20 protein-coding genes are annotated in these 18,149 nt (G+C 46.1%); 12 read left to right on the plus strand and 8 right to left on the minus strand.

Annotation, left to right across the window (positions count from 1 at the left end):
• The first annotated feature begins 165 nt into the window (after window positions 1-165).
• On the plus strand, window positions 166-1,305 hold the full coding sequence (lldD, locus tag MHO32_RS07545; RefSeq protein ID WP_239211044.1) for an FMN-dependent L-lactate dehydrogenase LldD: 1,140 nt from the start codon (window positions 166-168) through the stop codon (window positions 1,303-1,305).
• A gap of 66 nt (window positions 1,306-1,371) precedes the next feature.
• On the opposite strand, the gene MHO32_RS07550 is transcribed toward lldD, so the two are convergent.
• Entirely contained in the window at window positions 1,372-1,719 is a 348-nt protein-coding gene (locus MHO32_RS07550) for a helix-turn-helix domain-containing protein (RefSeq protein ID WP_005452917.1), read from the minus strand.
• Window positions 1,720-2,068: 349 nt separating this feature from the next.
• Here MHO32_RS07550 and MHO32_RS07555 point away from each other — a divergent pair, with 349 nt between their 5' ends.
• The 5 genes from MHO32_RS07555 to fusA all read left to right on the plus strand — a co-directional run bounded on the left by MHO32_RS07555 (window position 2,069) and on the right by fusA (window position 8,746).
• Window positions 2,069-3,172: a mechanosensitive ion channel family protein gene (locus tag MHO32_RS07555; protein ID WP_029788240.1), complete on the plus strand. Its 1,104-nt coding sequence runs from the start codon at window positions 2,069-2,071 to the stop codon at window positions 3,170-3,172.
• A gap of 170 nt (window positions 3,173-3,342) precedes the next feature.
• Window positions 3,343-4,227 carry a LysR family transcriptional regulator gene (locus MHO32_RS07560; protein WP_047514134.1) on the plus strand — a complete coding sequence of 295 codons (885 nt, stop codon included), beginning with the start codon at window positions 3,343-3,345 and terminating at the stop codon, window positions 4,225-4,227.
• Between the two features lie 179 nt (window positions 4,228-4,406).
• Window positions 4,407-5,411 (plus strand): N-acetyltransferase DgcN, encoded by a 1,005-nt coding sequence (gene dgcN / locus MHO32_RS07565; protein WP_050924937.1) that lies wholly within the window; start codon window positions 4,407-4,409, stop codon window positions 5,409-5,411.
• A 14-nt stretch (window positions 5,412-5,425) separates the two neighbouring features.
• The gene (gene dgcA, locus MHO32_RS07570) at window positions 5,426-6,412 is read left to right on the plus strand and encodes an N-acetyl-D-Glu racemase DgcA (RefSeq protein ID WP_239211048.1); all 987 of its coding nucleotides are present in this window, start codon (window positions 5,426-5,428) and stop codon (window positions 6,410-6,412) included.
• 309 nt (window positions 6,413-6,721) lie between these two features.
• Window positions 6,722-8,746, plus strand: a complete 2,025-nt coding sequence (gene fusA, locus MHO32_RS07575; protein WP_239211049.1) for an elongation factor G — start codon at window positions 6,722-6,724, stop codon at window positions 8,744-8,746.
• Window positions 8,747-8,819: 73 nt separating this feature from the next.
• On the opposite strand, the gene MHO32_RS07580 is transcribed toward fusA, so the two are convergent.
• The 4 genes from MHO32_RS07580 to MHO32_RS07595 form a co-directional block, all read right to left on the minus strand.
• The gene (locus tag MHO32_RS07580) at window positions 8,820-9,014 is read right to left on the minus strand and encodes a hypothetical protein (protein ID WP_009697894.1); all 195 of its coding nucleotides are present in this window, start codon (window positions 9,012-9,014) and stop codon (window positions 8,820-8,822) included.
• Window positions 9,015-9,115: 101 nt separating this feature from the next.
• Window positions 9,116-9,322, minus strand: coding sequence for a (Na+)-NQR maturation NqrM (nqrM, locus tag MHO32_RS07585; RefSeq protein WP_005452936.1), 207 nt, complete (start codon window positions 9,320-9,322; stop codon window positions 9,116-9,118).
• Complete coding sequence (locus MHO32_RS07590) at window positions 9,322-9,819, minus strand: NifB/NifX family molybdenum-iron cluster-binding protein (protein WP_005452938.1); 498 nt, start codon at window positions 9,817-9,819, stop codon at window positions 9,322-9,324. The genes nqrM and MHO32_RS07590 overlap by 1 nt, the downstream gene beginning before the upstream one ends.
• Window positions 9,816-10,106 (minus strand): DUF134 domain-containing protein, encoded by a 291-nt coding sequence (locus MHO32_RS07595; protein WP_005452940.1) that lies wholly within the window; start codon window positions 10,104-10,106, stop codon window positions 9,816-9,818. Before MHO32_RS07595 ends, MHO32_RS07590 begins: the two co-directional genes overlap by 4 nt.
• Window positions 10,107-10,447: 341 nt before the next feature.
• Here MHO32_RS07595 and MHO32_RS07600 point away from each other — a divergent pair, with 341 nt between their 5' ends.
• The 3 genes from MHO32_RS07600 (at window position 10,448) to MHO32_RS07610 (ending at window position 13,662) form a co-directional block, all read left to right on the plus strand.
• Entirely contained in the window at window positions 10,448-11,440 is a 993-nt protein-coding gene (locus tag MHO32_RS07600) for an ABC transporter substrate-binding protein (protein ID WP_085319590.1), read from the plus strand.
• Between the two features lie 88 nt (window positions 11,441-11,528).
• Window positions 11,529-12,428: an ABC transporter permease gene (locus MHO32_RS07605; RefSeq protein ID WP_005429511.1), complete on the plus strand. Its 900-nt coding sequence runs from the start codon at window positions 11,529-11,531 to the stop codon at window positions 12,426-12,428.
• Window positions 12,421-13,662, plus strand: a complete 1,242-nt coding sequence (locus MHO32_RS07610; protein ID WP_009697898.1) for a quaternary amine ABC transporter ATP-binding protein — start codon at window positions 12,421-12,423, stop codon at window positions 13,660-13,662. Before MHO32_RS07605 ends, MHO32_RS07610 begins: the two co-directional genes overlap by 8 nt.
• Window positions 13,663-13,731: 69 nt before the next feature.
• On the opposite strand, the gene MHO32_RS07615 is transcribed toward MHO32_RS07610, so the two are convergent.
• Window positions 13,732-13,947 carry a hypothetical protein gene (locus tag MHO32_RS07615; protein ID WP_005452947.1) on the minus strand — a complete coding sequence of 72 codons (216 nt, stop codon included), beginning with the start codon at window positions 13,945-13,947 and terminating at the stop codon, window positions 13,732-13,734.
• Window positions 13,948-14,145: 198 nt separating this feature from the next.
• Here MHO32_RS07615 and MHO32_RS07620 point away from each other — a divergent pair, with 198 nt between their 5' ends.
• The gene (locus tag MHO32_RS07620; RefSeq protein ID WP_009697899.1) at window positions 14,146-14,655 is read left to right on the plus strand and encodes a copper resistance protein NlpE; all 510 of its coding nucleotides are present in this window, start codon (window positions 14,146-14,148) and stop codon (window positions 14,653-14,655) included.
• A gap of 194 nt (window positions 14,656-14,849) precedes the next feature.
• A complete protein-coding gene (locus MHO32_RS07625; RefSeq protein WP_154202893.1) occupies window positions 14,850-15,662 on the plus strand; it encodes a 5'-methylthioadenosine/S-adenosylhomocysteine nucleosidase in 813 nt (270 codons plus the stop codon).
• A gap of 68 nt (window positions 15,663-15,730) precedes the next feature.
• On the opposite strand, the gene MHO32_RS07630 is transcribed toward MHO32_RS07625, so the two are convergent.
• The gene (locus MHO32_RS07630) at window positions 15,731-16,117 is read right to left on the minus strand and encodes a universal stress protein (RefSeq protein WP_005452953.1); all 387 of its coding nucleotides are present in this window, start codon (window positions 16,115-16,117) and stop codon (window positions 15,731-15,733) included.
• A gap of 76 nt (window positions 16,118-16,193) precedes the next feature.
• Window positions 16,194-17,078 carry a LysR substrate-binding domain-containing protein gene (locus MHO32_RS07635; protein ID WP_009697901.1) on the minus strand — a complete coding sequence of 295 codons (885 nt, stop codon included), beginning with the start codon at window positions 17,076-17,078 and terminating at the stop codon, window positions 16,194-16,196.
• Between the two features lie 94 nt (window positions 17,079-17,172).
• Here MHO32_RS07635 and MHO32_RS07640 point away from each other — a divergent pair, with 94 nt between their 5' ends.
• Entirely contained in the window at window positions 17,173-18,078 is a 906-nt protein-coding gene (locus tag MHO32_RS07640) for a DMT family transporter (RefSeq protein ID WP_009697902.1), read from the plus strand.
• Window positions 18,079-18,149 lie beyond the last annotated feature (71 nt).

Below are 18,149 nucleotides of genomic sequence, written 5' to 3' on the forward strand. Positions count from 1 at the left end.
AGATAATTGATTGTTCAGTGTATGGAATCCACCACAGCTCAATCACTTATCTATACTCTATTCTGACGTCGACTGCCGAAAGGATGGCAGTCAGTGGAACACTGACAGAGCAGGTGCTCATTGACTCAGGACGCAATCTTAGAATAACAGCCAGGACACACTATTATGATTATCTCTGCTTCTACAGATTACCGCTCTGCTGCGAAAGCCAAGCTGCCTCCATTTCTTTTCCATTACATTGATGGTGGTTCATACGACGAGCGCACGCTGAAACGCAACACCGATGATTTAGGTGATGTTGCGTTGCGACAACGTGTTCTGCGTGACATGAGCGATCTAAGCCTAGAGACTGAGATCTTCGGTGAGAAACTTGCTATGCCAATCGCACTTGCTCCTGTTGGTCTTACTGGTATGTACGCAAGACGTGGCGAAGTACAAGCCGCGAAAGCCGCAGAAAAGAAAGGCATTCCTTTCACCATGTCAACGGTATCCGTTTGTCCTATTGAAGAAGTCGCACCTGCGATCGAACGCCCAATGTGGTTCCAACTGTATGTTCTAAAAGACCGAGGCTTTATGAAGAACGTACTTGAGCGCGCGAAAGCGGCAGGTGTAACGACACTGGTTTTCACCGTAGATATGCCAGTTCCAGGTGCTCGTTACCGTGACATGCACTCTGGTATGAGTGGTCCAAATGCGGCGATGCGCCGAGTATTCCAAGCCATGCGCCATCCAAGCTGGGCACTGGATGTCGGTGTATTAGGTAAACCTCACGACTTAGGGAACATTTCTACTTACCGTGGCGAACCAACGAAGCTGGAAGATTACATTGGCTGGCTCGGTGCAAACTTTGATCCTTCGATTTCTTGGAAAGATCTAGAGTGGATTCGTGACTTTTGGGACGGACCAATGGTCATCAAAGGCATCCTAGACGAAGAAGATGCAAAAGACGCAGTTCGCTTCGGTGCAGACGGTATCGTTGTATCCAACCACGGTGGGCGTCAACTTGACGGTGTCCTTTCGACAGCGAAAGCTCTGCCTAGCATCGCAGATGCAGTAAAAGGTGACCTAAAGATTTTCGTCGACTCCGGTATCCGCACTGGTCTGGATGTCGTTCGTATGTTGGCGCTTGGTGCTGACTGTACGTTGCTTGGTCGCTCTTTTGTTTACGCCCTAGCGGCACAAGGCGGTGCGGGTGTTGAAAACTTGCTTGATTTGTATGACAAAGAGATGCGCGTAGCGATGACACTCACTGGCGCAAAAACTATCGCCGATCTGTCGCGTGATTCTTTGGTGAAGATTCCATAGACCTTACCGACTCTCCCCCTAACAAAAAAGCGAGCTCAATGAGCTCGCTTTTTTTAGAAATTTGAATTAGCGGACGTGATGTTCGTATTCAATCACCACTTGGTTGCCTTCAATAAAAACGTTACGAATGTCGCCGTCTACGGTCACTCTGTTTTGTAAGTAAACTGAACCAGAACCCGATACATCGCGTTCGGTCATTGATGGGATAACTTGTCCGGGACGAACGTGCAACTGCTCACATAACTGCTTAACAAAGCCCAAAGTCAACGGTGCGTTACCGCGTAACAACGAAGAGAACTCATGTAGACTTAAACCTAGACGTTTTGCCATCTCCATTTGGGTAAGGTGCATTTTTGCTTTTTGCGACATCCAAATGTCGTAGAGCGCATTTCGGTCTAGCTCTGTAAATTCCATGGTTCATCTCCGCATTTCAAAGTGACCTTAAAGTCTCATATTTAAATGTGATAAATGTTAGCGATGAGTCAAAGAACCTACAATTGATGGTTCGTATGGTAGTGCTTATCTTTCAATCTACGAGTTCTATCACATCTCATAGGTTGATTTACTCATACTTTACATTTCGTCATACCTATCATCATCTTGAATTAATATAAAAGTCATTAATGGCAATGTAAACAGCAAAACATCCCTGTTACAACACAACGAGACTTTGTCACTTTCGTTCCGCCTCATCATTTTTCTAGGGCGAATTGGTAAATTCTGCTACCTTTCCCCCATTGTTCTATAAAAAGAAACTTTACTTATGCCACAGTGGTTTACAGAACTTCAAACTTACGTCATGGCTAACCACCAAGATTGGAGCAGCAGCGTTTTATTTATCACGATAGCCAGCTTCTTTGCTTGGATTGCTTGGCGTGTCTTGCATTCGCGCCTCGCGATTCTTGTAGAGAAAACCCCCTTCCATTGGGATGACCTTTTATTAGAAGCGTTAAAAACCCCCGTCAGCACACTCATTTGGTGTTGGCCCGCTACGGTATCAATCGGCATTGTTTTGCAAAGTGAGTTAGGCAACGAGTTCAACTGGCTTAGCACACTCAAACTCATCCTAGTGATCAGCATATTAGTTTGGATAGTGATGCGTCTTATCACTAATGTTGAGGACTATGTGCTGGAACAGAAAACTCGTGATGAAACCACGGTGCAAGCGATCGCCAAAGTCGCGCGCCTGTTCTTCATCGTGATTGGTGTGCTTACCGTCATGCAAGCATTCGGGCTTAGCCTTTCTGGTTTGCTAACCTTTGGTGGCGTCGGTGGTTTGATTGTCGGTTTAGCAGCAAAAGACTTACTGTCCAACTTCTTTGGCGGCTTAATGATTTACTTCGATCGCCCATTTAAAGTTGGCGATTGGATTCGCTCGCCAGATCGTAAAATCGAAGGCACTGTTGAACGTATTGGATGGCGCATGACCAGTATCCGTACTTTCGATAAAAGACCGCTCTATGTACCAAACTCAGTGTTCAGCAATATCGTCGTAGAAAACCCATCGCGCATGCTAAACCGACGCATCTTTGAAACGATAGGATTACGTTATGATGATGCAGAAAAAGTACCCGTCATCATCGATGCAGTACGTGAAATGCTACAAAACCACAAAGATATTGATACGCGCCAAACTCTGATTGTGAACTTTGATTCGTTTGGAGCTTCCTCACTAAACTTCTTCATTTACACCTTCACTAAAACGGTGAACTGGGTGCGTTACCATGAAGTGAAGCAAGATGTGTTACTGCAAGTAATGGCGATCATTAAAGAACACGAAGCGGACATCGCATTCCCAACTCAAACGCTCAAACTCGATCCAATTCAAATGGCGAAAGCACAAGCTCAAGAAGAGCAAGGCTACTAGCGATGCAGACTGCCGTCATCTAACGATGGCTTATCGAATAAGGACCAAGCCCCGGACGTTATGCTGGGGCTTTCTTTTTATCGATAGGACAAGTTCGAGCAACTATTGTTAAAAAGCGTAGGAATTGGATAAGCTAGCTTCAAGCTCAAACGAATGAACAGGACAGCGCAGTGAATTTAAGACAATTGGAAGTCTTTTACGCCATCATGCAAACCGGAACCGTTTCTGGTGCCGCGCGCTTATTGCATGTATCGCAACCCAATGTCACTCGGGTACTTGCCCACACGGAACAACAACTTAGCTTTGCCCTGTTTGAGCGCGTCAAAGGCCGCTTAGTACCGACCCAAGAAGCCAAAGCCCTATTACCAGAAGCCGAGAAAGTCTACCAACAGCTTGGGCAATTTCGTTCCCTCACCAGTAAAGTGAAACAAGGCACTCAGCACTTGAGAGTCGGAGCACCTCCTGTCTTAGCTTCCCAACTGCTTGCTCCAACGGTTGCTGCACTGTCGAAGCAACAAGGCATCTCATTTGAACTATTAACGGCAAACCGTGATGAGCTGTGTTCAGGCTTACTTAAGCACGAATTGGATGTGGCGATTGCCTTCGGTGAAGAAGCGCCACCCGCAATTTTGAGTGAGGTGTTACTCAAGCAACAACTTGTTCTGATTGCGCCAAAAGAAGCGCTCAGTTCAACTGAGGACTCGGTATCGTTTGATGATTTGATTCAGCACGAATTGCCAATCATCGGCTTGGACAGTCGAGACCCACTCGGTTTGTTGCTTCATCAAACACTCTCGGCACGCGACGAACATTATCACCACGCTATCACAGTACGCAGTTACGCCGCTGCTGCTGAACTGGTCAAACACCATGCCGGCTTTGCGATTGTCGACCCATGGACATCAAAACAGTATCAAGATGATGAATCGGTAAGCGTGCGCTCACTTTCTCCTGCGCTGTCATTTTCAATCTCTATCATGTTTGCGGAACATACACCGCAATCCATTTCGACCAAGCTTTTTATTGATTCACTTAAGCGACATGTGAATCAGTAAGTTAGCACTCACCTTACCCTATAACCTCAAGTAATAGACGCACAACAAATAGGCATTCGGCTTCCCTCTTCAAACTGGCTACATTGTTTGAAAACGCCATTACTTGAACGTATTGGTTAAAAACGTCTTGTTTGAAAACGTACTGTTTAAAAACATACAGAATGACAGAGGGAACCATCATGCAAATTGCTCAACCTTACTTACTTTTTCTTGGTGACGTCACCGATCCATTAGCCGCAAAAACTGCGCGCGGTATCCATCAATGGCGCCCAGAGATTTGCTTAGGGCAGCTTCGTCTTACGTCAGAAACCGTTTCATTAGGTTTAACCGATATGACGCTGCAACAGGCTCAGCAGCAAGGCGCAAAAACGCTCGTCATCGGCACAGCAAACCCTGGTGGTGTTATTCCTGAATCATGGCAAGCGACGTTACTAGAAGCGGCGGAAATGGGGTTTGAAATCGCCTCAGGTATGCACCAACGTCTTTCTGAATTCGCTCCTTTAGATGACTTACAACAACGTGGCTTAACCAAGTTACACGATGTACGCCATTACGATGCCTCGCTCAAAGTGGGTAATGGTAAAGCGCGCTCGGGGAAACGCTTACTAACAGTTGGCACCGACTGCTCGGTTGGCAAGATGTTCTCTGCCCTCGCGATTGAGAAAGCTTTACAGCAATCTGGTTGTAACGCTGAGTTCAAAGCCACAGGTCAAACGGGCATCTTAGTCGCGGGCAGTGGTATTTCGATTGATGCTGTTGTCGCGGACTTTATCTCTGGTGCGGTGGAAGCCATCAGCCCTGAGTTCACAGACCATGAATGGGACATCATTGAAGGACAAGGCTCGTTGTTCAATCCTTCTTTTGCGGGCGTGAGTTTAGGCTTGCTTCACGGCGCACAAGCGGACGCGTTGGTATTGTGTCACGAGATCGGTCGCCCACACATTCGCAACCTTCCCCATGCGAAATTGCCAACGATTGAACAAACCATCGAGGCAAATTTACAAGCAGCACGTTTAACAAACCCTGACACACAACTTGTTGGAATCTGCTTGAATACCTCTGCAATCAGTGAAGGTGATGCCGCACAGCTTTGCCAAGAATGGACGGAGAAATACCAAGTGTCCGTAACCGATCCTGTGCGTTTTGGCGTAGAGCAAATTGCTCAACAGATTATTGCGATTTAAGGATTGTAGATGCGATGAAAATCCATGTAGAGCCCGTCACCATTGCGATGGCGACGCCTTTTCGTATATCCCGTGGCAGCCGAACCGAATGTCACGTGGTGCGCGTAACCGTAGAACAAAGTGGCATCAGTGCCCAAGGTGAATGTACGCCTTACCCTCGTTACGGCGAGTCGGTGGAATCGGTAATCAAAGCCATTTCTCAAGCCGCTCAAGAACTGCAAAGTTTGTTTGCCAAAGGTGACGCGAACATAGTCTCCCTCAGAGAAAAACTACAAACTCTTCTCCCTGCCGGGGCGGCACGTAATGCGCTCGACTGCGCGATGTGGAACTTACAAGCCAAACTCGCAGGCAAGCAACATGCCCAAGATCTATTTGAATTGCCGACATCGATTGTCACTGCGATGACCGTGTCGATTAACACGCCAGAGGCAATGGCAAACCAGACCCGCAGCTACATCGAACAAGGCGCAAAACTACTTAAAGTGAAGCTCGATGGCGAACAAGTGATTGAACGCGTTCGCGCTGTTCGTGAGGCGGCAGGCGACGCGATGATCGTGCTGGATGCAAACGAAGCATGGCAAGAGCTGGATTTAGACGCCACGTTTGCCGCGTTAACGCCACTGAATATTGCGATGATTGAGCAGCCTTTACCCTCGAATGACGATGACAAGCTAAAAGACATTTCGCACCCAATTCCACTTTGTGCCGATGAAAGTTGCCATACACGCCAACAATTGCATGAATTGGTAGGCAAATACGAAATGGTCAACATCAAACTCGACAAGACGGGTGGTCTTACCGAAGCCTTATTGCTTGCAGAAGAAGCGAAACACCTTGGTTTTACCTTGATGTCCGGTTGCATGTTAGGCACTTCATTGGCGATGCGTGCAGCGCTACCCATCGCGGTCCAATCGAAAGTGGTTGATTTAGATGGTCCGATTTTACTGGGTCAGGATATTGAGCCCGCTTTGGTATATCGAGAAGGAGAAATCGTTCTGTAAAGAAGCGATGATAACCCCATCACCGATTTCATGACCTAGATTAAAAAACAATCACCATCAGCATGAAATAAGTCACATAAATTACGAGGTTATTACGGCATGCTAACACGGTAGTAACCTCTAATGCGCTTTTTCAGCAAGGTGGTGGTTGTATGTATAGAGTCATCCGAAAAATGACATGGAAGACGAACAGGCGGTAAACCCGCCCTACTCCAATGCAGTTCGTACCTGATATCAGGTTTGCTTTGGAACCGTTGATTTGCCGATAACGGCTCACTCGGTTTCGCACGTCATTTGCAAGGAGGCTCTATGCCTATCAATAAGATCCGCAACGTCGCCTTTGTCGGTCAAACGGGTACCGGCAAAACCACACTGATAGAAAAACTGCTCTACACCTGCCAAGCCACTAGCCATTTAGGGTGTGTGGAAAAAGGCGATACGGTGACCGATTTCGACCAACAATCCATCCAATATCAACACAGTATCGAAGCCACACCAGTCGCCCTCAGTTGGAACAAACACCGCCTCAATATCATCGACACCCCCGGACAAAGTGAATTACTCGGACGCACACTCAGCGTGTTCCCTGCCGTTGAAACTTCCGCGTTGATCATCGACCCACAAATGCCCATCAACCAAACTTCTGACCGCTTGTTCGCCTTTGCTAAAGAGCAGCAAAAGTGCCAGATGATCATCATCAACAAGCTCGACAATCACGGCAACCAACTTGAAGCCGTGATGGAAAATATCATCGAACACTTTGGTGATAATTGCTTACCAATCAACTTACCTTCAGCCGATGCTCAATCGGTGGTGGATTGCTATTTCGAACCAGAGATCGAACGCGACACTTTGCTCGCTAAAGTCGAAGAAGCGCATGAAACCTTGATAGACCAAGTGATTGAAGTCGATGAAGAGCTGATGGAACTGTATCTCGAACAAGGCTCAGAACTGACAGCAGAACAGCTGCATGATCCGTTTGAAGAAGCATTGAGAACCGGACACGTAATTCCCATCTGCTTTGTGTCGTCCGAAACAGGCGCGGGGGTAGAACTGCTGCTGAGAACTCTTGCGGAAATCATGCCGATGCCAAATGAAGGCAACCCACCGCTGTTGGAGAAAAACGGCAAGAAGGTCAAAGTAAACTGTGAAGCACTTGAGCGCAGCGTGGCGCATGTGTACAAGATCAGCGTCGATCCTTACATGGGTAAACTCGCTTATTTGCGTGTTTACCAAGGTGAAATCAACGCAGGCAGCCAACTCTATATTGGTGAAAGCAACAAAGCGTTCAAAGTTGGTCATCTTTACCAGTTGCAAGGCAAAGACAGAACGGAGATCCCAAGGGCGCTTGCCGGCGATTTCTGTGTGCTCGCCAAAGTGGATGAGTTGGAATTTGATTCCATTGTTCATGACTCTCATGAAGAAGATGGCGTGCAACTCAAAACCCTCAACTTCCCAGATTCGATGTACTCGCTGTGCCTAAAACCCGTTAAGCGTGGCGACGAGCAAAAACTTGGGGATGTACTGAATAAAATTGCCAGCGAAGATCCTTCTCTTCGAATCGAACATCGTGCACGCACCAATGAAACCATCATCAGCGGTCAGGGTGAATTCCACCTCAAAGTAGCGCTTGAGAAAATGTCTGCAGTCTACCAACTGGAAGTGGAAACCAGCCAGCCAAGCGTCGAATACTTTGAGACCATAACCAAACCAGCAGAAGGCCACTATCGTCATAAGAAACAAAGCGGCGGCGCGGGTCAATTTGGTGAGGTGCAATTAAAAGTACGCCCACTCGAACGCGGTGCGGGCTTCAAGTTCATTAATAAAGTGGTTGGCGGCGCGATTCCTACTGCACTCATCCCAGCAGTGGAAAAAGGCATTGTTCAGGCATTGGAAGAAGGGGCGATTTCTGGCAACCCAATCAAAGATGTCGAAGTGACCGTTTACGATGGTAAATACCACTCGGTTGACTCGAAAGAAATCGCGTTTGTCATCGCAGGTAAGAAAGCCTTCTTAGATGCGATCAACAATGCAGACCCGATAGTGCTCGAACCGATTGTACAAATGGAGCTTCATATTCCAACCGCAAACGTGGGTGATGTATCCGGCGACTTATCCGGTAATCGCGGGCTAATTGAAGGAACAGAGCCTATCGACGCAAACTTCACAATGTTAAGAGCCAAGTCTCCAGTCAACGAACTGCAAGATTATGCTCGTCGTCTGCGCTCAATTACTGGCGGTGAAGGTAGCTTTAACATGACACTCAGCCACTACGAACCAGCGCCACCAGCTGTGCAAAAACAGGTCTGCAACGAAGCGACGCAGCAAAGCTAAGGCTTAATACGTTTAACCTCACTAACAAAAAACGCCCTCAAAACTTGAGGGCGTTGTTGTATTCAGTTGAGGTCTATTTGTCTAACGACATACCAATATGTTCAAGCTTGGATTGGAACTGTTCAACACTGTCGGCTTTATAGGTAGGAGAACCGTTAAAATAGCGTGGCTTCTCTGGCAACATCGCATTCTTGAGTTCTTGTTCCTGATCGACATTGTCATGGTACACCGTTACACGGTTTGGGATATCCTGCTTCATAAATGCCATTTTGGTTCTCCTTTATTAAGACGAATCTTAAGCGTAGAACTGAACAAAAAATGCGCAAAAACTCATCATTAAAAATTTGATCTTCTAGACAATATTAGGATCTATTGACCTTTCGAACTTGGCTCTTGGATCTGATAGAGGCGGCGTTCATTCTCTGCGCAAGTAGTCTCACAGTTACACACTTTGTCAACGCCGACGTTATTCAAGCCACCGCAACTGCCTTGAATGCGTTTATTGTGAAAGATCACACCCAGTGACATCAACAAAATGATGGCTAAGAACCCAAGAAAAGTGAACAACCAAACCATTACTTCACCTCTTTCACGTAAGAAGAAACCAATGCTTTAAGTTTAGTTGGGCGCAACGTCATGAGTGTGTTTTTTGATTGAGATTGAGGATTGATCAATAGCGAAGGCGCTTTTTTGCTACCACAGCCACCGCAACCACCTTTTTTGACGTGATTGGTCGAAGGGCGACCTTGCGTCGCAACCGTTAATGGCGATCGAGGCACACCCATTACATCATCCAGTGAGCTGCGAGTCGATAGCTTAAAGACTTGTTTACCACTGCTCAAAAGCTTACCAAGCGCACGTTCCCCAATGTTGCGAACCAACACTGCATCCACATGATATTCTTGCAAAGATTGAATAAGTTGAGATTTTGCTTTACAGCCAGCTTGTGGCATAGAAGCAATATTAGCTAGGTTTTTCAACAGCCCTTCCGTGTCGGAATAAATCGCAATGTATGGGGCTTTAACAAAATGATTGGCGACGCGTTCGCCGTCATTCGGAATAGCGTAAATCATGAGTTTGACTCCTGGTCAGGAAAAACAAGTGCATGACCCTCAACTAGGCTTTTCGCGACTTTAAAACGCGCGCTTTTAACCGTATTACCAAAGGTCTGGCGAGAGACTCCCATTTGGTCGGCAGCTTGCTGCTGGCTCAATCCTTCCAGATCGGCTAATCGCAATGCCTCTAGTTCTTCTGGCAATATGTTGACTTTCTCCAGCTCATAAAACGGTACGCCATTGGGCTTAAAACAATGGTGTGCTGCACGTCCACATATGCGTCTTTCTATTTTTGGTCTCGCCATCACATCCTCTCTACAAAACGCCTTAACCTTACGCTCGTTTATGGCATATGCCAATTATAGTTTTTAGCATATGCCAATATCTTAGTTTGCAAAAATCGTATTCATGGCGAAATATTCGTTAGACATCTAATAATAATGCAACAGTACATACAAACCACCATACGATTCATTGACATGAGTCGATAAAAAACCTTTCATTTCTGTGGCTATTTTCATCAAAAATTCACCAACACTTTCACGCTCATTAATAAACAAAGCTATAATTCACCTAACACATTAGTTTGAACACTAATGATTAATTAGTTACCCTAAGTGAGCAATTTAGAGAAAGGAAACTCAATATGACGTACAAAACTCCCTTACTACTAGCGATTGGTGCGCTAGCAGCGACCAACGCAAACGCAAGTGAGTGTGGAACGGTTACCATTGCAGATATGAACTGGAACTCTGCAACACTGATTGCCAACGTGGACCGTTTTATTCTTGAGCACGGCTACGGCTGTGATGCCGAACTCATCCCTGGCGACACCATGCCAACTGGCACCTCAATGATCGAAAAAGGACAGCCCGATGTGGCACCAGAGCTTTGGAGTAACAGCCTTAAAGATGCACTAGATAAAGGTGTTGAAGAAAAGCGCCTACGCTATGCTGGTAAAGCACTCGTCGATGGCGGTGAAGAAGGTTTCTGGATCCCTGCCTACCTTGTTAAACAATACCCTGAAATGAAAACCATCGAAGGTGTGAAAAAACACGCGAAGCTGTTCTCTCATCCAGAAGACAAAGCAAAATCGGCATTTTACAGCTGCCCAGCTGGTTGGAACTGTCAAATCAGCGCCGGTAACCTTTTCAAAGCGATGGACCTTGCCGGATCAGGCTTTGATATTATCGACCCAGGGTCAAGTGCAGGTCTGTCTGGCTCAATAGCAAAAGCCTACGAACGTGAAGAAGCCTGGTTTGGTTACTACTGGGCACCAACTGCGGTTCTCGGTAAGTACGATATGGTGAAAGTGGATTTCGGTAGCGGCGTTGATGAGAAAGAATTTGTCAGCTGTACGACACAAGCTGATTGCGAAAATCCAAAACCAACCATGTACCCACCTTCACCGGTTCACACCATTACGACTGAAGAGTTTGCTTCACGCTCTCCGGCTGCATACAACTACTTCACTAAACGTGGTTTCACCAATGCAGACATGAACCAATTGCTGGCTTGGATGGAAGACAACCAAGCGGACGGTGAAGAAACCATGTTCCATTTCCTAGAAAACTACCCACAGATCTGGACCGCATGGGTTCCTCAAGACGTAGCTAAAAAAGTGCAAAGTGCACTGTAAGACTTAGACGTTTCGTAAATGGTATAGGAATACCAAAATTGTTGTATGCCGAGGCTCACTTGGGTCTCGGCAAGAAAAGGAAGTAAACATGTCTGACTCGAATTGGCTTAGCGAATTCCCAGAAATGGATCGCTCAGATCTCAGAGCCATCCGCAAAACCTTAGATGGTGCCTACCGCGATTTCTCTCGCGAATACGGTGACCTTATTGAATCATTCTTCGATCCTCTTCTCTCATTTCTCGTTTGGTTCGAAAAACTCCTCATTTCTACACCATGGATGATCATCCTTGGTGTATGTACCGCGTTAGTTTATGCCGCAAGCCGATCGTGGAAACTGGCTGTCGCGTGTTTCGTGTCATTAATCCTGATTGGGTACTTTGGCATGTGGGAAGACACGATGCGGACGCTCAGCATCATCACGGTGTGTACCATGCTCGCCATTGCGCTCGGCATTCCTATCGGTATTGCCATGGCACGCTCCAATCGCGTGCAATCCGTCGTGACACCACTGCTCGACGTGATGCAAACCATGCCCGCGTTCGTCTATCTGATTCCGGTCGTTATGCTCCTTGGTATCGGTAAGATCCCAGGTTTGATTGCTGTTGTGATCTACGCGATTCCACCAGTCATTCGTTTAACCAACTTAGGCATTCGACTCGTAGATAAGGAAGTTCTTGAAGCCGCCACCGCCTTTGGTGCAAGTAACAAGCAACGCTTAGTCGGCGTACAATTACCTTTGGCAATGCCAACCATTATGGCTGGTATCAACCAAACCATCATGATGGCACTTTCTATGGTTGTTATCGCTTCTATGATTGGCGTTAAAGGCTTAGGTCAGCCAGTATTAAAATCAATTACCAACCAGTATTTCACCCTTGGTCTGCTTAACGGGCTAGCAATTGTGGCACTGGCGATTCTGTTTGACCGAGCGTCGCAAGCTTACGCGAAGCGAACCCAAGCACACTTAGGAGATCTGAAACATGACTAAGCCACTTATTGAAATTAGCGGGCTGTATAAGATCTTCGGACCAAAGCCAAAAACAGTGATTGAGCGAGTAAAACAAGGCCAGAGCAAAGACCAAATTCTGGCTGATACGGGTCATACCGTTGGTTTAAAAGACATCAATCTGCAAATTAACAAAGGCGAAATCTTCGTTATTATGGGGCTATCTGGCTCTGGTAAGTCAACCATGATTCGCCACTTCAACCGTTTAATTGACCCAACCATGGGGCAAATCTTAGTTGAAGGCGTCGACGTAATGCAGCTGTCACCAAAAGAGCTAGAAGAGTTTCGCCGCCATAAAATGTCGATGGTATTTCAACGCTTCGGTCTTTTGCCCCATCGTACTGTGGTTGACAACGTAGCTTACGGCTTGGAAATCCAAGGCATCAAAAAAGAAGCGCGTCTTGCGAAAGCCAATGAATGGTTGGAGACAGTTGGTCTGAAAGGTTACGAGAACCAATACCCTGCGCAGCTTTCTGGTGGTCAGCAACAACGTGTAGGCTTGGCTCGTGCTCTGGCGACTGACGCCGAGATCCTATTGATGGATGAAGCGTTCTCGGCACTCGATCCTCTGATCCGTAGCGAAATGCAAGATCAGCTGATTGAACTGCAAGAGAAGCTACATAAGACCATTATCTTTATCACTCACGATTTGGATGAAGCGCTTCGCTTGGGTGACCGTATCGCTATTTTGAAAGATGGCGAATTAGTACAACAAGGTTCTCCAGACGAGATTCTGCTCCACCCTGCCGATGAATATGTAGAGGCCTTCGTGAAGGACGTAAACCGAGCACGCGCTCTGACGGTTGAAACCGTGATGCAGCCACCAGCTTATCGCATTGCAGCGACAACCATTGAAGAAGCCCTTGTTGAGATGAAACGCGTGAAACAAGACTACGCGTACCACGTGACCGATGATGGCTATCAAGGAGTGGTTACCAAAGAGAGCTTGCTAGATGCTGCGAAAACCAATGCAGCACAAGAGCTGGCAGAAGAGATCTACGAAGAAGTGCCTGTTGTCTCTCCTGATTCCGTAATTGAAGAAGTACTTCCAGACACCATGTCTTGTGACTACTCACTGCCGGTTGTGGATGACGAAGGTAATCTGCAAGGTGAACTAGAACGTAGCGCCGTGGCTGAAATCTTTACTGATAATACCGAAGAGGAGTCTCCGTCAAAGGAGGTCAAAACACCACCCGCAATGGATAAAGCATCCTAATACGCAAAAGGCTCATCAGATGATGAGCCTTTTTTATCTGGTGGCGGTTTAAAAATTGCGCTACGAAAGTCAAAACATAAACACAAGGAACACAACCAACAGAAAAATACCAAAATAGCTGATGCGTATTCGCATCGCTTTCGACATTGGTTTGTGCGGACGCTTGCCTAAAGTGATAATCGACAGCCCGATATAACCGGTGCAATAACTCAATCTCCACAGGAAAATTTCGATAATAATAGAACGAACAATTGCTCGAAGAACGACTGTAACCAATTCTTCCATTTTCTTCTCCTATCCCTTTTATTTGCAAATCACTGACGTTAAAGATTTTTTCTTACAGAGGTCGTTCAATGGTTTGCTTTGTTCTGACGCAGGTTTAGGAAACAAGTCTATTATTATCACGGTATACCTAAGTGACCTTAGCATACATGCAACGAGATTACTTTGGTATATCAACTTGTTGATTTAGAGAGGAATAAAATGAAAAAGACACTATTAGCACTCACTGGTGCGGTCGTTATTCTAGCAGGCTGTCAGGATGAGAAACCAGCAGAGACAACTGCGGTTGACATTCCTCAGGCCTCAGAAGTTGAAAGCACCGTTGATGCAACACCGATTGAAGAAGAGCAAATGATCACGACAGATACCTTTGTAGATTCTGGTCACAATGCGCAAAATTCGTTGGATTGGAACGGCATTTACAAAGGCAAACTTCCTTGTGCAGATTGCGCGGGTATCGATACAACGTTAACCCTTAACGAAGACGGCACTTATACATTAGTAGAGCTGTATGAAGGCAAAGAAGGCAACCCAATCAAATCAGAAGGTAAGTTCACTTGGAATGAATCAGGCAACACCATTACATTGGTTGATGAGTCTGGTCCAAACCAGTACTTCGTTGGTGAAAACATGCTAATGAAGTTGGATATGAACGGCGAAAAAGCGACTGGCGAACTAGCTTCATTTTACAACCTGAGCAAGATGCCTTAATACGGTATAACCATTTAATCTAGTCCTGATAAAGACCAAATCCGAGCCTCCCCCCGCTCGGATTTTTTCATTCTTGTTATTTAGAACGACAATCAAGAATTTTCATTTATTAAGAAAAATAACAATTCAACCAATTGACGCAAACGATTGCTATTGGTAGATTTCGCCATCTTTCTCATTTGTAAGTATGTCGTATGCAAATCTTTAAACGTTTCGCTGCACTTTTTCCTGCAGTACTTTCTTTCTCTGTTTTCGCTCAAACTCAACCAATCCTTGTGCAAGGTGCGATGGATATTGAAACCAGCACCCTAGTTGAAGCATTGGATGATGCCAAACAAACCACCATTGGTTCTTGGACCTTCTGGCAAGGTGATATAGATGGCTATCCAGTCGTGGTTTCTCGTACCGAAGTTGGCTTGGCGAACGCTGCAGCCTCTACCACTATTGCGATTGAACACTTCAATCCAAAGTATATTATCAACCAAGGTACATCTGGTGGTCACGATCCTAAGTTATACCGCGGTGACATTGTGGTTGGCGAAGCGAGTTTCAACATGGGCGCTTACAAGTCTGAGTTTACCGAAAAAGGCAAAGGCATCGACCCAATGAAGTGGCAGAACTTCGACGTAACCATGCGTCTACGTGAAAACGGCGAGTTTGTTGAACACAAACAATTCAAAGCGGATCCGGCACTGGTTGAAACCGCTCTTTCTTTGTCTGAAGAATACAAAAAAGGCAAAGTCGTGAGAGGCTTGATTGGCTCAGCGGACGAATGGAACCGCGAAGTGGATCGTATCAACTGGTTCCATGAAACATACGGTACGTCTGTTGAAGAAATGGAGACTTCCTCTGCGGCATTGGTTGCTCAAGCTTACCAAGTGCCTTTCGTTGGTATCCGTATACTTTCGAACACAGATCAACACAAGCAAGACTTCGATCCGCAAACCGCGGTCGATTGTCAGCTATACACGATTGATGTGATTAAAGCGCTGATCAAAAAGCAATAGTCGCTTTTAGAATCATAAAGGGAGGCTTAGCAAAGCCTCCCTTTTACTTTGTAATCTTGAGTGAGGGCTCAGTCCAAATATGCGACGAGCAAGTCTGCCTCAATAGCATTGGCGAGCTTGGGAATAGAAGAGAACAAGCGGCTCATAAACTTATGATGGTGACCACACACCACCAAATCGATGTCATTTTCCTTCGCTATACCAGCCAACTTAATATGTAGATCCCCCACCACCACCATGGTCTCGCTAATTGGATAATCACTCTGCTTAGCTAAAGCATCAAGTTCTTGCATTAGCTTTTGCTCGTCCTTCGATTCCAGCGCGACCCTATCGTGATCAACAAAAACAAAAGACACCTTACTGTTTGCATCTCTTGCCATCGCAATAGCTTTGTCGATCACTACTCGACTCGAATCTGATAAATCAACTGCCACCAAAATGTGCGCGTAGCTCATGATACTCTCCCAACTGACCTGCCTAAATTAAGTCTAGCATCACAAGGAATACCACGAAGCAATCACACAATCTGCGCTATAAGCACTGCTGTTTAAGCCAGTTAGTCAACTTGATGATTTCAGGCTGACGAGCACGATTCTTCTTATGTACAAAGTAAAAGCTATCCCCAGTTTCTAAGCCGTGAGAGGGGATATAAACCAAGTCTTGAGCCTTATCCCGTTCATTCAACATAAAGTCATTGGCAAACGTAATGCCTTGGTCATAGCGAGCAGCTTCGATAGCCAGCAGCATGTGACTGAAGTGCTGCATATCAATATCTTTTGGCAACTCAAACCCACCGGCTTTGCACCACTCTGACCAATCTTTACCGCGCTCACGATAGATAGAGTCGGTCGAAAGGATCGGATAGTGCCAGAGTGCATTCGGCATTGGTTGGTCTTGAATTTCTTTCCAGATATTGAGGCTACATACCGGATACAAAGTCTCATCATATAAACGCACAGCCACGTAATTACGCTTAGGCTTCTGCACTGTGATAAAACAGTCACCAACGCTGTCGGTTTGTTCTGGATCTCCTGCAACCATGTTGAGCGTAAGATCAATTTCCGGATGCTGACGCTTGAAGTCCGCCAATCGTGGGATTAACCATTTCACCGCCAGCGAGCTGTAAATTGCCAAGCGTAGACTGCCCTTTTCGCCTTCACGCACTTTTTGACTCGCCATCGCAATGGCACTAATAGCAGGACTGATATCTTCAAGATAACGAAAGCCAGTATCCGAGAGCGATAACTTACGCCCCTGACGAATGAACAGGGCTTCACCAAGGTAGTCTTCTAATATACGAATCTGATGACTCACCGCACTTTGCGTCACGTTGAGCTCCTCTGCTGCAAGGGAAAAGCTCAAATTACGAGCAACGGATTCGAAACAGTGAACCGCTCTAAGAGGTGGCAATTTCATTATCTAAAAATCTCATACTTAAACTAATAAATATCATTTCACTTCATCCTATGACATCACCTACTCTTTGGCAAAGAATGAGGAGAGGAATAACGTGAAAGTCACATCTGTCGGCGCAGCCATGCTGCTATTAATTGTTGGTAACCTAATTGCGGTGCTCTCAGACGCTTTGATCAAAAGCGTCGGTAATGAGGTGCCGGTTTTTCAGTTTGTGTTTTACCGACAATTGTCAGCTGTGATGATGTTATTACCCGTATACCTACTCACTAAACAAGCCCCATTAATGGAAGGCTTTAAATGGCATGCAGTGCGTGCCCACGTTTGGCTAACTGGTGCGATTTTTATGGTGTTTGCCATCTCTTCAATGCCACTCGCTACGGCAAATGCGATCTTTTATGCCGCACCTTTGATCATGTTGCCACTGGCAGCCATCTTCTTTGGAGAGAAACTTTCTGCACAATCTATTGCAGCGGCAGTGATGGGCTTTGCAGGTGTACTTGTGATTATTCGCCCTGATCAGATTGATTGGGCGGCGCTATCGGCATTGGTTGTCGCAGTCACTTTGGCGATCAACAACCTGCTAATTCGGAAGTTACCGAAGAACCAATCCGTACCACACACACTTTTGATGACGAATCTAGCCGGTATGCCTGTATCACTCTTGTTGGTGTTTATCGAGGGCGAAGCATGGGATTGGAGCTCATTCCCTGTAGCAGCAGGTTCAAGCTTATTCATCATGATTTATGCAGCAACCTGCGTGTTGGCTTATCGCTCTATCGATAGCAACAAAATTGCTAGCGCAGAATACAGCGGCTTGATTGGTGCCGTGATCGTTGGTTTGATTTGGTTCGGTGAAGTGCCAGATATTTTTATGGCAATTGGTACAGTAATGATTGTCGTGCCTCTGATTTGGCTATCAAAACGAGAACGCCGCAAACAAAAGCAAGCACAAGCCGCCAAACTCGCAGAAGAGCAACATCACCGAGCCCCTGCAGCGTAAGTATTTAAAAAGCCGAGCGTTCATCGCTCGGCTTTTGTATTTTAGTATCCGATATTCATGCTCGCTTCTGA

The organism is Vibrio sp. MMH1-50, from assembly GCF_022347645.1.
GTDB classification, from domain to species: domain Bacteria; phylum Pseudomonadota; class Gammaproteobacteria; order Enterobacterales; family Vibrionaceae; genus Vibrio; species Vibrio harveyi.

Excerpts from the sequence above, each read along its gene's own strand:
- lldD (WP_239211044.1), top strand. The coding sequence starts at position 166 with ATGATTATCTCTGCTTCTACAGATTACCGCTCTGCTGCGAAAGCCAAG.
- MHO32_RS07550 (WP_005452917.1), bottom strand. The coding sequence starts at position 1,719 with ATGGAATTTACAGAGCTAGACCGAAATGCGCTCTACGACATTTGGATG.
- MHO32_RS07555 (WP_029788240.1), top strand. The coding sequence starts at position 2,069 with ATGCCACAGTGGTTTACAGAACTTCAAACTTACGTCATGGCTAACCAC.
- dgcN (WP_050924937.1), top strand. The coding sequence starts at position 4,407 with ATGCAAATTGCTCAACCTTACTTACTTTTTCTTGGTGACGTCACCGAT.
- dgcA (WP_239211048.1), top strand. The coding sequence starts at position 5,426 with ATGAAAATCCATGTAGAGCCCGTCACCATTGCGATGGCGACGCCTTTT.
- fusA (WP_239211049.1), top strand. The coding sequence starts at position 6,722 with ATGCCTATCAATAAGATCCGCAACGTCGCCTTTGTCGGTCAAACGGGT.
- MHO32_RS07580 (WP_009697894.1), bottom strand. The coding sequence starts at position 9,014 with ATGGCATTTATGAAGCAGGATATCCCAAACCGTGTAACGGTGTACCAT.
- nqrM (WP_005452936.1), bottom strand. The coding sequence starts at position 9,322 with ATGGTTTGGTTGTTCACTTTTCTTGGGTTCTTAGCCATCATTTTGTTG.
- MHO32_RS07590 (WP_005452938.1), bottom strand. The coding sequence starts at position 9,819 with ATGATTTACGCTATTCCGAATGACGGCGAACGCGTCGCCAATCATTTT.
- MHO32_RS07595 (WP_005452940.1), bottom strand. The coding sequence starts at position 10,106 with ATGGCGAGACCAAAAATAGAAAGACGCATATGTGGACGTGCAGCACAC.
- MHO32_RS07600 (WP_085319590.1), top strand. The coding sequence starts at position 10,448 with ATGACGTACAAAACTCCCTTACTACTAGCGATTGGTGCGCTAGCAGCG.
- MHO32_RS07605 (WP_005429511.1), top strand. The coding sequence starts at position 11,529 with ATGTCTGACTCGAATTGGCTTAGCGAATTCCCAGAAATGGATCGCTCA.
- MHO32_RS07610 (WP_009697898.1), top strand. The coding sequence starts at position 12,421 with ATGACTAAGCCACTTATTGAAATTAGCGGGCTGTATAAGATCTTCGGA.
- MHO32_RS07615 (WP_005452947.1), bottom strand. The coding sequence starts at position 13,947 with ATGGAAGAATTGGTTACAGTCGTTCTTCGAGCAATTGTTCGTTCTATT.
- MHO32_RS07620 (WP_009697899.1), top strand. The coding sequence starts at position 14,146 with ATGAAAAAGACACTATTAGCACTCACTGGTGCGGTCGTTATTCTAGCA.
- MHO32_RS07625 (WP_154202893.1), top strand. The coding sequence starts at position 14,850 with ATGCAAATCTTTAAACGTTTCGCTGCACTTTTTCCTGCAGTACTTTCT.
- MHO32_RS07630 (WP_005452953.1), bottom strand. The coding sequence starts at position 16,117 with ATGAGCTACGCGCACATTTTGGTGGCAGTTGATTTATCAGATTCGAGT.
- MHO32_RS07635 (WP_009697901.1), bottom strand. The coding sequence starts at position 17,078 with ATGAAATTGCCACCTCTTAGAGCGGTTCACTGTTTCGAATCCGTTGCT.